The sequence below is a fragment of the Autumnicola musiva genome, from assembly GCF_031846585.1.
GTDB lineage: Bacteria > Bacteroidota > Bacteroidia > Flavobacteriales > Flavobacteriaceae > Autumnicola > Autumnicola musiva.
Window position 1 is genome coordinate 439,515 of the sequence record NZ_JAVRHK010000002.1, and the last position, 13,719, is coordinate 453,233.

At 38.4% G+C, this 13,719-nt stretch carries 13 protein-coding genes; all 13 read left to right on the forward strand.

The annotated features are described in order from the left end of the window. The 13 genes from RM539_RS04455 to RM539_RS04515 all read left to right on the forward strand — a co-directional run bounded on the left by RM539_RS04455 (position 1) and on the right by RM539_RS04515 (position 13,614). Positions 1–951, forward strand: coding sequence for an NAD-dependent epimerase/dehydratase family protein (locus RM539_RS04455; RefSeq protein ID WP_311502229.1), 951 nt, complete (start codon positions 1–3; stop codon positions 949–951). A gap of 49 nt (positions 952–1,000) precedes the next feature. Then, a complete protein-coding gene (locus tag RM539_RS04460) occupies positions 1,001–1,870 on the forward strand; it encodes a hypothetical protein (RefSeq protein WP_311502230.1) in 870 nt (289 codons plus the stop codon). A gap of 61 nt (positions 1,871–1,931) precedes the next feature. Then, positions 1,932–3,065: a glycosyltransferase family 4 protein gene (locus tag RM539_RS04465; RefSeq protein ID WP_311502231.1), complete on the forward strand. Its 1,134-nt coding sequence runs from the start codon at positions 1,932–1,934 to the stop codon at positions 3,063–3,065. 13 nt (positions 3,066–3,078) lie between these two features. Then, entirely contained in the window at positions 3,079–4,317 is a 1,239-nt protein-coding gene (locus RM539_RS04470) for a glycosyltransferase family 4 protein (RefSeq protein ID WP_311502232.1), read from the forward strand. A gap of 22 nt (positions 4,318–4,339) precedes the next feature. After that, positions 4,340–5,746 carry a hypothetical protein gene (locus RM539_RS04475; RefSeq protein ID WP_311502233.1) on the forward strand — a complete coding sequence of 469 codons (1,407 nt, stop codon included), beginning with the start codon at positions 4,340–4,342 and terminating at the stop codon, positions 5,744–5,746. A gap of 11 nt (positions 5,747–5,757) precedes the next feature. Then, entirely contained in the window at positions 5,758–6,933 is a 1,176-nt protein-coding gene (locus RM539_RS04480) for a glycosyltransferase family 4 protein (RefSeq protein WP_311502234.1), read from the forward strand. Beyond that, complete coding sequence (locus RM539_RS04485) at positions 6,930–8,150, forward strand: glycosyltransferase (protein WP_311502235.1); 1,221 nt, start codon at positions 6,930–6,932, stop codon at positions 8,148–8,150. The genes RM539_RS04480 and RM539_RS04485 overlap by 4 nt, the downstream gene beginning before the upstream one ends. Before the next feature lie 45 nt (positions 8,151–8,195). Next, positions 8,196–9,128 carry a hypothetical protein gene (locus RM539_RS04490; protein ID WP_311502236.1) on the forward strand — a complete coding sequence of 311 codons (933 nt, stop codon included), beginning with the start codon at positions 8,196–8,198 and terminating at the stop codon, positions 9,126–9,128. Positions 9,129–9,139: 11 nt separating this feature from the next. Continuing rightward, positions 9,140–9,727 (forward strand): WcaF family extracellular polysaccharide biosynthesis acetyltransferase, encoded by a 588-nt coding sequence (locus tag RM539_RS04495; protein ID WP_311502237.1) that lies wholly within the window; start codon positions 9,140–9,142, stop codon positions 9,725–9,727. Positions 9,728–9,738: 11 nt separating this feature from the next. After that, positions 9,739–10,602 (forward strand): glycosyltransferase family 2 protein, encoded by an 864-nt coding sequence (locus RM539_RS04500; RefSeq protein WP_311502238.1) that lies wholly within the window; start codon positions 9,739–9,741, stop codon positions 10,600–10,602. A 35-nt stretch (positions 10,603–10,637) separates the two neighbouring features. Continuing rightward, positions 10,638–11,258 (forward strand): HAD family hydrolase, encoded by a 621-nt coding sequence (locus RM539_RS04505; RefSeq protein ID WP_311502239.1) that lies wholly within the window; start codon positions 10,638–10,640, stop codon positions 11,256–11,258. Positions 11,259–11,322: 64 nt separating this feature from the next. Continuing rightward, a complete protein-coding gene (locus tag RM539_RS04510; protein ID WP_311502240.1) occupies positions 11,323–12,183 on the forward strand; it encodes a hypothetical protein in 861 nt (286 codons plus the stop codon). 147 nt (positions 12,184–12,330) lie between these two features. Then, on the forward strand, positions 12,331–13,614 hold the full coding sequence (locus tag RM539_RS04515; RefSeq protein ID WP_311502241.1) for a WcaI family glycosyltransferase: 1,284 nt from the start codon (positions 12,331–12,333) through the stop codon (positions 13,612–13,614). Positions 13,615–13,719: the final 105 nt, after the last annotated feature.

Below are 13,719 nucleotides of genomic sequence, written 5' to 3' on the forward strand. Positions count from 1 at the left end.
ATGAATAGAAAAAGCATGAACAAGCCAGGAACAATACTTATTACAGGAGCTTCAGGTTTTTTAGGGACGTGGTTGTCCCGGGAGGCAGTAAAAGCTGGTTTTCGTATCTATGGTATAGACTTAAGAGCTCCGTTGCAACCCAATATCTGGGAAGGTTTTGCTACTAATTCTCTAGATACAGTAGACCTGGATCAATTAATTGGAAACTGTACTTTGGATGCAGTGTGTCACCTTGCAGGCGGGGCTTCGGTTTCAGCTTCAGTTAAAGATCCTTTTGGTGATTTTTCCAGTTTGCTACCAGGTACAGCCAGGCTAGCCGCTTATTTAAAAAAATCACAGCCGCAGGCAAGGCTTTTTCTTTTTTCCAGTGCCGCGGTTTATGGGAATCCTGAAATTTTGCCAATTACAGAGTCAACTCCTGTAATGCCTATTTCCCCTTATGGGGTTCATAAAGCAACGGCAGAATCTTTACTTAGCAACTATGCCAGAATTTTTGATCTTGGTGTGACGTTCTTCAGAATATTTTCGGTTTATGGACCCGAACTGAGAAAACAATTAATATGGGATGTTAGCCAAAGGGCTCTCTTAGCTCAGGAAGAGGGAAAAGAGGCTATTAGCCTTTTTGGAACCGGGAAAGAAAGCCGGGATTTCATGTATGTTAAGGATGTTTGCCGGGCAGTGCTCACTGTTATTTCTAAACCTGATTCCAGTGGGGTTGAAATTTATAATTTGGGTTCAGGAATAGAAAGTACTATTGCTGAAGTGGCAGAACTGCTGGTAAAGCATTTGGAGGTTGATGTAAATATTCAATTTGACGGTGTTGTTCCCAAAGGAGATCCGGCAAACTGGCAGGCAGATATTTCAAAACTGCAAAAACTCGGGTTTACTCCCAAATACAATCTGGATGAAGGGCTCCATCAGGTAGCTACCTGGGCTAAGTCCATACATTAATTCCTGGTTAAAGAAATAACATCTTTTTTCAAAATTTTATTTTAGTACAATGATTACAATTACAACTCTGGCATGCCATAGAGATATAGCAATGGTCCAGCTTTCTTTAAAATCTTTTGTTCATAATTATAAAGATGATTATCGGGTTCATGTATATGAAGACGGATCATTAACTGAAAGTGATAAGGAAAAATTGCTATCCATATCTGGTGTAACAATTAAAGATAAAAAAGAAGTAGATGCACTGGCCGATGAAGCATTGCGAAATCATCCTTATTGTCGCCAATGGAGGGGGCAGAATGCTTTTACGATCAAATTGTTTGATATGGCTGTTATGGAAAATACTGATTATGTTTATTTTGATTCAGATGTTTTTTTCATTAAGCCATTCGTGGGATTGGAAAGAAGTAAATTCGGAAATGAAGATCTTGTGCTAATGAGTGATAGATTCGATTATTATTCCGTTAATTATTTTGAAAGGTTCATCTATCCAAGGATGAAATTCCCTGATAAAATCAATGCCGGCTTCTATTATTTACGTAATGGCGCTATAGATTTTGATCTTTTTGAGTGGTTGTTCAGCAAGGAAGAATTTTTTCCAAAAGACAAAGATCCCTGGCGGGTTTCCCTGGCAGATCAAACTGCATGGGCTCTACTGGGGGCTAACTGTAACGCGGCAATCTGGAAGAAGGACCAGGTGCTTATCCCGGCTTCAGAGAATGAAATCAAGCCCGATACTATTGGAGTGCACCTAATTAAACGCCTGGAGGGGTTCCAGGACATCTATAAAAATGTAGAGGAGCTTATACACCGTGAAAATTCAGAAATTGATACACTGTACACGCAAAAGCTTAGCTTTAGCAATCCTGTGTCTGCTGCTCTGGAAAAATTAAAGTTTAAGTTTACTGAGAACAAATAGTATTTAGGATATAACTTCAGCATAATTATCAGCTGGAGGGAATTCATCTAAAATTTTATACATGAAGATAGTAGTAATGGGTAATAATGCCCTTATGGGAGGACTCATTGTACATTATATTGTGCTCTGCAGGTATTTAAAAAAAGCCGGTCATGATCTTTTTCTTATTAATGTAAATGATAATGATGCTCATCTTTTTGAAGATGGTAACATACCTGAAATTTCAGTGCCATACATCACAAATACATTTCCTAAAAAATTAGGTAAATATCTGAAGTTACGGAAGGCCTGCAGGAAGGCAAAATCTTTTAATCCCGATCTTTTTATAGCAACCGGGTATGGACATGGCTACTCTATGGTGGCAGGGGCATTACCTGCTTCTACTTTTAAATTTTTTGAGGAAGTGCATTTTGAGGCACATAATATTCCCTTAAAGCTCAAGATGGTAAGGCTATTTGATGCAATAGCACCGCAAACGGAAGGTATGATTGAGATATTTAAGAAAAACGTATCAGCAGATAAACCTGTAGCGTGGCTTCCATGCTTTTCAAAGGAGTATAAATCAAACAGGTTTGAGAGTATTCCTTCTTCTGAAGGGACTATTAAATTAGCCTATTTTGGACGTTTGGAATGGAATAAGGGAATCAGACAGTTTGTTACCGCAACCAGAAAAATTTTTAAAAATAAAGATGTTGTTCTTGATATCTACGGAAAAGGTTCAGAAGCAGAAGATTTACAAAAAACTATTAAAAGTGAAGGGCTGGAAAAAAAGGTGATTATGAGGGGCTTCTATCAGGATGAAGATTTTGCGGGTATTATTAGTGCCTGCCATGGGGTGGTAATCCCTTCTGTAGATACCGAAGGGCTTCCGCTCATTGTGATAGAAGCTATGCGATATGGCCGTCCTATACTGTGTACAACCACGGGTGCAATGCCGGAGGTTGCCCGGGTTAATAAAGATGGAATGGTGGTTTCCGGAAAAGAGCCAGGCGAATTAATAGATAATTTAAAAGTTTTTATTGGTCATATTAAAGCTGAAAGTTTTTCAGCACAGGATATCCACCAGGTGTATAGAAATTATTTTAGTAATGCCGCTTTCTGGGAAATCTGGGAAGAAATGCTGCAGAACCCGAAAGCATATTTTACTGCTCAGGCTTCTCCGGTAGAGGAGCCAGTGTTAACCAGTACTAATTGAATTACTGCTTTATATGAAAGTTATTATTTCTCATCCTACAAGTAATCAATTTAACAGGGCATTGCTACAGGGGCTTCTGGAAGCCGGAATGCTTGATGAATTCCATACGGCAATGGCTACATTCCCGGGAAGTTTTCTGGATAAAATAAGTGCTGTTGGTCCTTTTGCAGACTTAAGAAGAAGAAGCTTTGAGTCCTCTCTAAGTTCCTTTACACACACCAGTCCCTGGAAAGAAGTAGGAAGAATGGCAGCATTAAAGTTGGGGATGGAGAGCTTAATCAGGCATGAGAATGGAGTTTTTAGTGTAGATGCAGTATATGCGAATCAGGATCGTAAAGTTGCTACACGAATAAAACCGGAGACCAGGAAAAAAATTGATGCAGTCTATGCTTATGAAGACGGAGCCTGGTTTTCTTTTAAAGAGGCTCAGAACAGAAGTCTCCGGTGTTTTTATGATCTGCCTATAGGATACTGGCGTACAGCCAGAAAACTGCTTAATGCAGAGCAGGAACGTTGGCCGGAGTGGGCTTCTACCTTAACGGGTTTAAAAGATTCCGAGGCCAAGCTTAAACGCAAAGATGAAGAACTTGCAATGGCAGATCGTATTTTTGTTGCCAGTAGTTTTACAGCAAAAACCCTGAAGGATTATCCTGGTAATTTAGCTCCTGTAGATATTATTCCTTATGGATTTCCGGCACCTGTAGAAAACAGAAAATATGATAATCTTGAGAACAGGAAAAGGTTAAAGTTACTTTTTGTAGGCGGACTTTCACAGCGTAAAGGTATAGCAGATGTTTTTGCTGCTGTTGAAGGATTGGAATCTTATGTTTCCCTCACGGTGCTTGGAAATAAAGCTACTAATGAATGTCCGGCTTTAGATAAGGCGCTGGCAAAACATAGCTGGATACCATCCCTTCCGCACGCTGAAGTTCTAAGGCTTATGCAGGAACATGATGTACTTCTTTTTCCTTCCCTTTTTGAAGGATTTGGAATGGTGATTACTGAAGCTATGTCTCAGGGAACTCCTGTAATTACAACAGATCGTACAGCCGGCCCCGATTTGATTACGCATAATGAAAATGGTTGGTTGATTAAAGCCGGTTCTACAGGAGCATTACGGCAGGCTATAGAAGAAATTATTACAAAACCGGAACAAATAACAGCTGTAGGAAAAGCTGCTATAGAAACAGCACGTTTAAGGCCCTGGGCAGTGTACGGAAGGGAATTGGCTCAGGCAATAAAGAATTCCTGAATCTTATATAAGTCTAAGCAGAATGGCGTACCCATTTGAAAATTATACAACAGAACCTAAGACTCTGCAAAAGCAGACTAAGATACTAAATGGACACACCCCGGCCAGAGTAGAGGTAAATAGCAATAAATATCTAAAAATTGGCATCTGGTGTTATTTTTTGTTACTCATTTTCGAAGGAGCACTTAGAAAATGGGGTATTCCTGCCTTATCAGCACCCCTCTTGGTAGTACGGGATCCAGTTGCTATATGGCTTATTTATAGCGCCTGGAAGAAAGATCTTTTTCCCTTTACTTTTTATCCCGCTGCCATGATTGTCCTGGGTATTACTGGTATGTGCGCTACCCTTGTTGTTGGTCACGGTAACCTGGCAGTGGCGCTGTTTGGAGCAAGGATCTTATTACTGCATTTTCCTTTGATGTTCGTGATTGGAAATGTTTTTAACAGAGAAGATGTTATTAAATTAGGAAAGGCCATTTTGGGGCTTTCTATACCTCTGGTAGTACTAACCGCAATGCAATTTTACAGTCCGCAGAGCGCCTTTGTTAACATGGGCGTTGGCGGAGATGCTGAAGGTTCAGGATTTAGTGGTGCAATGGGATTTTTCCGGCCTTCAGGCACTTTTTCATTTACAACGGGAAATTCTATGTTTTTTAGCCTGGTGGCCTGTTTCGTGCTCTTTTTCTGGGTTAGTAAAGTCCGGATTAACCGGATTCTGCTGGCAGCGGCAACTCTGGCTGTTTTAGCGTCTATCCCGCTGTCTATAAGTCGAAGTTTATTTTTCTCAATAGCAGTTGCCATTATCTTCACAGGATTGGCTATTTCAAGAAACCCACAGTATTTATCGCGAATGCTTATGGCCGCAGTCTGTATGGTGTTGCTGCTTACAGTTTTAAGTCAGACTTCTTTTTTTCAAACGGCTACAGCAGCTTTTGTAGCACGGTTTGAAAGTGCCAGTAGCATAGAGGGAGGGGTGGCCAGTTCATTAATTGAACGCTATTTTGGAAGTATGATAACTGCAATCTCCGGAAATAATGGTTTGCCTTTCTTTGGATATGGACTGGGACTAGGTACAAACGCAGGTAGTGCTATGCTTACCGGTGAGCGTTCCTTTTTAATAGCTGAAGGGGAATGGGCAAGGCTTATTGGTGAAATGGGATTTGTAATCGGGATGCTTGTAATACTTTTAAGGCTGGTATTTTGTCTTGATATTAGTATAAAAAGTTACAAAAGTCTGCAATACGAAAATTTACTGCCATGGATTTTGCTGAGTTTTGCTCTTATCACTATTCCGCAGGGGCAATGGGCGCAACCAACAGCACTTGGTTTTAGTACCTTAATAGGAGGGCTTGTTTTGGGAGCTTTAAAAGTGCCGGAAAAAGAACAGAAATCTAAGGGTGAAAATATTAAAGTTTCCGGAAGGATTTGAATAAAAGATTAATGAAAATAATTTTTTTTGCACACCCGGTTTTTATTAATCATCAAAGTATGCCCCGCTTTGCCCGAATGCTGGCTGAAGGAATGAAGGCAAGAAACCACGAGGTAGAAATTTGGTCTCCCAATGAATATTTTCATAAATATCCATCAAAGGAAAACCTGAAAAAATGGATGGGCTATATCGATCAGTATTTACTTTTCCCTCTGGAAGTACGAAGAAAAAAAAGAAGGCTTGGGGAGAAAGTTTTATTTGTTTTTACAGATCATGCCCTGGGCCCGTGGGTAAAGCTTGTTGAAGACAATCCTCATGTGGTACATTGCCATGATTTTCTGGCTCAGCGTTCTGCAAAAAATGAAATTGCTGAACATAAAACCAGCTGGACGGGTAAGCAATATCAGGCTCTTATCAGAAATGGATATTCCAAAGGGAAAAATTTCATTTCTGTTTCAGAAAAAACCCGGAAAGATCTGGGCAGCTTTCTTAAAGAAAGACCGGTGCGTTCTGAAGTGGTATATAATGGATTGAACCGTTCCTTTGCTCCAAAAGAGCCTAATCGGGCAGGACGGATAGTTTCAGAAAAAACAGGAATTCCATTGGAAAATGGGTACATATTGCATGTGGGGGGCAATCAATGGTACAAAAACAGGATTGGTATAATTCAAATTTATAATGCCTGGCGTATATTAAAAGGGCAGGAAGTACCATTATTGCTAATTGGGCAATCCCCATCAGAAGAATTAAAAAAAATCTATGGAGCTTCTCCTTTCAGAAAGGATATACATTTTATCGAGAATGCATCAGACGAGGTGGTGAAAAATGCCTATGCAGGAGCAAAAGTATTTCTTTTTCCATCCTTAGCAGAAGGTTTTGGCTGGCCTATAGCAGAAGCAATGGCGTCGGGTTGCCCCGTTATTACCACTAATGAAGCCCCTATGACCGAAGTTGGAGCAGAAGCGGCATTTTACATCAACAAGAAGCCTTGTACAGAACCAGAGGTTGAAGCCTGGGCCTCTGAAGCAGCTGAGGTATTAAATACAGTGATAAATTTAGAACAGAAAGAGCGGGAATTCTGGATAGAAAGGGGAATAATTAATGCCCAGAGATTTGATCAGAAAAAATCCCTGGACCGTATTGAAAGAATTTATGCCGATATCCTGAAAAATTGTAAAAGCGCATGAAAATACTTCACGTTATAGACGGTATGGATCCTGAATTGGGAGGGGTTTGCAAAGCAGTGCGCACTATAGTTAATGGACTCTCTGAAGAGGGAATAATTAATGAAGTAGTTACATTGGATTCTCCTGAAGCATCTTTTTTAGATATGGATTCTTTTCCGGTTTATGCTCTTGGACCAACACGGACAGCCTGGAGTTATAGCAAAAATTTTACGCCCTGGCTGGAGAAAAACCTGGGAGCATATAATTTCGTTATTATTCATGGGCTTTGGCTTTATAATTCCTATGCGACATATAAAGTTCTGAGAGAATTAAAAAAAAGATCAGAAATAGATTTTCCACAGTTATACATCATGCCTCATGGGATGTTAGATCCTTACTTTCAAAAAGCAGGAGGTAGAAAATTAAAGGCAATCAGAAATAAATTCTACTGGAAATTTATAGAATCAAAAGTCATTAATGGAGCTGATGGCCTTATTTTCACCTGTGAAGAAGAACGCCGGTTGGCTCATGAACCCTTTAATCCTTACCGGCCGGGGAGGGAGATAATATTAGGTTTAGGTACAGAAGCTCCTCCTGAGTATGAGCTGGCAATGACCAGGGCCTTTATTCAAAAATGTGAAGAACTGGAGGGACGTTCATATTTTCTTTTTCTTAGCAGGATTCATGAAAAGAAAGGAGTGGAAAAACTTTTGAACGCCTATGAAATTTTGATGAAAAAAACAGGAGCCGATACACCGGCATTGGTAATAGCAGGGCCCGGTAAAGAAACTCCCTATGGCAAACATCTGAAGGAACAGGTAGAGAAAAACAGAATTTTAAAAGATTCCGTTTTTTTTCCGGGGATGCTAGTCGATAAGGCTAAATGGGGAGCTTTTTACGGTTGTGAAGCATTTATTTTGCCCAGTGAACAGGAAAACTTTGGAATTGCCATAGTTGAAGCACTTGCTTGTAAAAAAGCGGTACTTATCTCAGATCAAATTAATATTTGGAGAGAAATTTATGAAGCTTCTGCGGGGCTTATTGCACCTTCATCAATTTCGGGAACTCAGGAATTATTAGAGAACTGGATGTCTTTGTCCTGTAATCAAAAGCAGGAGATGGAAAGAAATGCTGTTAACTGTTATAAAAAATTCTATGCGGTAGAATCTTTTGTGCAGCGCTGGAAAGAAAATTTATTAAAGCCCAATATCTCCCCTGTCCATTCTATGGTAGACTAGAGGCTTTTTTAATTAGCTTAGACGCTATATCTCAACTTTTACTTTATGATTTCAGAAGCAAAAAATCCATTAATCACCTTGTACGGTTCTAATTATATAGAAAATGATTGGACACTGCCATGCATGAGAAGCTGGAGAAATATTTTAAACATTTCTCCTTCGGAATTTTACGTGCTTCCGGATAAGCCTCTTAGCAGGAAAGAAAGAGAGACTTTTTCTGCCATGGATTTTCAGGTACTGGATGCTAATTCAAGGGTGGAAAAATTTCTTGCCAATTATCCGGCGTTAGATGAAATAAGAGTAAAAGATGGAACATGGAGGAAAATTATTGATGCCGCCATAATTTTTGCGGAAGTCCCGAAAATAACCATTATAGATACTGATGTTTTTATAAAAGACAAAGTATTTTTACCCATGGAAGGTTTTGATATCGCATATATGCGGGAAGATGTGCCGGCCTACCGGGGGAAATGGAATATGGCATGGAGGGAGAAAATGGTGCCTGCCCTAAATGCTGGTCTGGTAACAGTGGATCCTGCAATTATAGACTTTGATTATCTGGAAAAAATTGTTGCCAAATATTTAAAAAATTGTAAAAATTACTGGTGGTCGGAACAGTCGGCATGGGCCTGTCTTGCCGGAAGAACAAAGAAAAGAGCACTCTATAGCGGGCAACAGGTAAAGGTTACTTCAGGGATGCGAAAACGAACAGTTGTTGAAATTCAAAAAAATGGGTACAAGTATTTTGGGAAAAAAGGGATGATCGAATCCTACGATGAGTTCAGGAATCTTTTGGACGGAGGATCCATCTTTCACTTTGCCGGGCCGGGGAAATATATGTTTAAAGCCAGTTATAAAGATTTTAAAACTTCTATACAGCCTGATCCCGTGCAGATCGTAACTGAACCGGAAAATACCTTAAGTTTATCCGACAAATTTTTTATTTCCATGAGACTCTATCTTAAAGAACATTTTTAAATTTTCCTGTTATGATAAAGTCTGAAACTTTACAATTTTCATCTAAACATAATGAAGACACTTTTTCCGGGCCTTCTTTTAGTTTGCAAAACAGGATAAGTAGGCTTATCTGGAATATCGTGTCATTTTTTTTATTCAGGTTTACTCCTAATCCGCTGCATGGCTGGAGAGCTTTTCTTTTGCGCTTATTTGGTGCAGAAGTAGGGAAAAAGGTTCATGTTTATCCTAAAGTAAAAATATGGGCCCCCTGGAATCTCAGCTTAGGGAATGAGTGCGGGATAGCAAATGGTGTAAACCTGTATTCGCAGGGGCGGATAAATATTGGAAAACGGGTGGTGGTCTCGCAGGGAGCTCATTTAGTAGCAGGTACCCATGATTATACAAAGCCTGGTTTTCCATTAATTACTTTTCCAATAAATATAGGGGACCATGTATGGATTGCAGCTGAAGCTTTTATTCATCCGGGAGTTAGAATTGGGGAAGGCAGTGTAATTGGAGCGCGTTCTGTGGTATCTAAAGATATGCCTTCCTGGATGGTATGTGCAGGCCATCCATGTGTACCATTGAAAGAAAGAAAACTGGAAGGGATAAAGAATTAATTATCAATATCATGATTTCAATCGTAATTCTTACAAAAAATGAAGAAAAAGACCTGCCTCGCTGTTTAGATTCAGTTAGCTGGAGTGATGATGTCCATGTACTTGATTCAGGTAGTTCTGATGAAACTGTAAATATCGCTTTATTGCACGGAGCAAAAATTAGCACAAACCCCTTCAGCAGTTTTGGGCAGCAAAGAAATTTTGCACTTGATGAGCTGGAAATAAGAAATGAATGGATATTATTTCTTGATGCAGATGAAGTAGTTACTTCTGAATTTAGAGCGGAAATGATAAAGGAAATTGAAAATTCCGGGAATGAAGTAGCGGGTTTTTATTGTTGCTGGAAAATGATGCTCTACGGAAAATGGCTGAAATACTGTGATAATTTTCCAAAGTGGCAGTTTAGGTTGATGAGAAAAGGAAGAGCCAGGTTTACAGATTTTGGTCATGGGCAGAAAGAAGACCAGGTAAAGGGTAAAATTAAATATTTAAAGGAGCCCTATCTGCATTACGGATTTTCCAAAGGATGGTTTCACTGGATAGAAAGGCACAATAAATATTCTTCCCAGGAAGCCCTTGCGCGTGCTCAAAAAAAATTACCGTTTAAACAAATATTTGCGCGGGATAGCAGCACTAGAAATCCCGCATTAAAACTATGGTTAAGCAGGCTGCCCGGCTGGCCATTTTTGAGGTTTTTCCAGGCATATTTTCTAAACCTGGGTTTTACAGAAGGGGTGCCGGGTTTCATTTATTGCGTTAATATGGCATATTATGAATTCCTTATTCAAATTAAGATGAAAGAACAAAGAGATGAACTGAAGAAACCTGAAACATACAAATCGCTGTCTTCAGGCATAAAATTGGAAAAAAGCTGATATCTTTTTTTACATAAAACTATTATACTTCTGCTGTGATAACAAAAGAAAAAATAAATCGAACCGGGCAACCTGTTAATGCAGATAATAAAGAGCTGCATTATTACGATCTTGATGGCACCCTTTCTTCATTGAACAGTACTTTTGACTTTATTTATGGTTATTTAAAGTATAGCAAGAAGTACACGAGATTATATTTGGGGAAATTAATAATGCTTGTTCTCATTTATACAAGGACGTATCACCCCATCAAATCAAGAAGACTTCTTATAATGATATTTTTTCGCTATCTGAAAAAAGAAGCTCTTGAAGAATATTTTGAAGAAATTTACAGACCGATCTTCTTTAACTCTTTAACCTCTTTAGGCCATTTATTAATGAAGGATCCAGCCAGGGCAGATGTGATGTTAACAGGATGTACAGAAATACCTGCAAAAAAAATAGCGGCACTTTTTGGATTTAAAAAATTGATTTCTACAGAATTTTTTTATAAAAACGGAAAAATTGAAAGTATTAAACAGGATACTTATGGGAATTTAAAGATAAAGTATATTTCCAAAGAAAGTGAGAGGATGATATACTACACCGATGATCTTCGCTCAGAAAAAAGCCTCATCTCCATTATGGATGAAATACTGGAAGTAAATAAAATTTGACACTTCACACCTAAAATTACCTAATACCCTTAACAACCTCTGCAGTTAAAATGGCTTGTCTTAAATGAAAAGCCTTTTAATGATGAAAGCTATGCGAACAGAATTTGGAATTCCACTTTTATATACAATTAAGCGCTACAAAAAAAGGCATGAAAGTAACTGGGGCACTAGTATAGTCGCCTACTTTTCTTCAATGCTTAGGGATTATATCTGGATACCAATTTATATTCTTCTGGTTACTGATGGTCCTTATTTGTTTCAGGTTTTAGGATTTTTGCTGCATCTGCTGGCGTTCTCTGTAGCGTATGAAGCAGGCTATATATATACAGATAATATTTCTGTTAAGAAAGAAAGCCCGGAAATCAGAAAGATTATTTACAAGCATGCTGTACCCGATACTCATACTTATATAGCCATTCTAATAAGGATTTTGGTGTTGAGTTCCATGCTTATATTTATGCAGCCATGGTTAAGTCCGGAAATTACCGGCATGTATTTTTCTGTTTTTGTCATTTATTATATTTATGGAAATTTAGAGGAAAAATACAGGGTTCCTCTTTTTTTAATCCTTCGTTTTCTGAAAGGATTTGTTCCCTCCGCTTTCCTGCTATTGAGCCTGGAAAGTGTTCCGGTAATGTTGATCACCTTGCTGTTATTGGCTACAGCACTCTTTTTTACGATAGAATACGGAAGTAGAAAACTGGAACTTCCCTATATAAATGTACAGATGATGAAATACGTATGGGTAAGATATCTTATTATTTTTGTATTTCTTGCTCCATACATAATTGTAGATCATATTCCGCTCAGGGATTTTAGTCTGGTCTTTACCATATATGTTGGTGTTCATATAAGTATGATTATCCTTTCACTTTTAAGGAAGGTAGTTAGCAGAGTTGCTCTTGCCGATTTAAAAAAATCCTGACAAGCTTTTAATCTTATAGTTGGTTTCAAAGGAAATTTTTATTCCCTTATAGAAGGTAATTCTCCAATGTTTGGCTCGAAATCTAATTATTAAGTACTTAAAAGCTTTGAACATTTACATATACAGGTTTGCAAATTCAAAATTAGTATGAACAAACGAATTTTATTAATAGGATATAATTTTTCACCCGAACCTACAGGTATAGGGAAATATAGTGGGGAAATGGTGAATTGGCTGGCTAACAGGGGCTATGAATGCTCTGTGATTACCACATACCCCTATTACCCATTTTGGGCTATACAGGAACCTTACAGGAAACACCGGTTCTGGTTTAAAAAAGAAATTCAAAAGTCAGAATCCGGTGAGGAAATAAAAATTTACCGATGCCCCATGTATGTTCCTGCAGATCCCACAGGTGGAAAGAGAATGCTATCCGAAGGTACTTTTTTTAGCTCAGCTCTCCTGCAACTACTAAAAATCACATTTAATAAGAAATATGATGTGGTTATAACAGTGGTGCCTTCTTTTCACCTAGGTTTTCTGGGCAGGCTTTATAAAAAATTACGTAATGCTACTTTTGTTTATCATGTTCAGGACCTGCAAATAGAAGCGGCGAGAGATCTTCAAATGATTAAATCCAACCGGCTTATCAATTTCTTATTGAAAGTAGAGAAATATTTTCTAGACGGAGCAGATGTGGTTAGTAGTATTTCAGAAGGAATGGTTACAAAAATTAAACAAAAAGCAGGAAAGGAAGTTTTTATGCTTCCTAACTGGGCCGATACCGATTTTTTTCATCCTGTACCTGATAAAGAAGGCCTGAAGCAGCAGTTTGGTTTTGGAGGTAATGATAAAATTATTCTGTATTCAGGTGGAATAGGAGAAAAGCAAGGTTTAGAAGCTATAATTCATGTGGCAGAATATTTCAGGCAGGATAGGAATGTGAAATTTGTAATATGTGGCTCGGGACCATATAAAAGAAAACTTCAAAACCTTACGGAAGAACTAAACCTTATAAACGTTATATTCTTTCCATTGCAGCCTATGGAAAAATTTAATCTGTTCCTAAACATGGCTGATGTGCATCTTGTAATTCAAAAAGCAACTGCCAGTGACCTAGTTATGCCTTCAAAATTAACCACTATTTTATCCGTGGGAGGTTTAGCTCTTATAACAGTAAATAAAGGTTCTGGCCTTTATGATGTAGTTAAACAACATGATATGGGATTGCTGATAAAAGCTGAAGATCTGACTGCTTTAAAAGAAGGTGTAATAAATGCTCTGGATTCTTCAAAGCATGCATCAATTCGGAAGAATGCCCGTGCTTATGCACAAGAATATCTTGCTATAGATAATGTGATGACTTCTTTTGAAAATCATGTTTTGCTTCAGGAGGATAAAAAAGTCCTTCATAACGCCTATGATGCCTAAAAAGAAAATTTGTTGAGGTCATATTGAGAATACGCAATTTTTGTAAAAAGTAAATTCTGCCAGGCTAAATCCAATTTGCCGGCATGGCAGACCTGTTTCAGCATC

Coding starts and splice junctions, on each gene's coding strand:
- RM539_RS04455 (WP_311502229.1), top strand. CDS start 1: ATGAATAGAAAAAGCATGAACAAGCCAGGAACAATACTTATTACAGGA.
- RM539_RS04460 (WP_311502230.1), top strand. CDS start 1,001: ATGATTACAATTACAACTCTGGCATGCCATAGAGATATAGCAATGGTC.
- RM539_RS04465 (WP_311502231.1), top strand. CDS start 1,932: ATGAAGATAGTAGTAATGGGTAATAATGCCCTTATGGGAGGACTCATT.
- RM539_RS04470 (WP_311502232.1), top strand. CDS start 3,079: ATGAAAGTTATTATTTCTCATCCTACAAGTAATCAATTTAACAGGGCA.
- RM539_RS04475 (WP_311502233.1), top strand. CDS start 4,340: ATGGCGTACCCATTTGAAAATTATACAACAGAACCTAAGACTCTGCAA.
- RM539_RS04480 (WP_311502234.1), top strand. CDS start 5,758: ATGAAAATAATTTTTTTTGCACACCCGGTTTTTATTAATCATCAAAGT.
- RM539_RS04485 (WP_311502235.1), top strand. CDS start 6,930: ATGAAAATACTTCACGTTATAGACGGTATGGATCCTGAATTGGGAGGG.
- RM539_RS04490 (WP_311502236.1), top strand. CDS start 8,196: ATGATTTCAGAAGCAAAAAATCCATTAATCACCTTGTACGGTTCTAAT.
- RM539_RS04495 (WP_311502237.1), top strand. CDS start 9,140: ATGATAAAGTCTGAAACTTTACAATTTTCATCTAAACATAATGAAGAC.
- RM539_RS04500 (WP_311502238.1), top strand. CDS start 9,739: ATGATTTCAATCGTAATTCTTACAAAAAATGAAGAAAAAGACCTGCCT.
- RM539_RS04510 (WP_311502240.1), top strand. CDS start 11,323: ATGAAAAGCCTTTTAATGATGAAAGCTATGCGAACAGAATTTGGAATT.
- RM539_RS04515 (WP_311502241.1), top strand. CDS start 12,331: ATGAACAAACGAATTTTATTAATAGGATATAATTTTTCACCCGAACCT.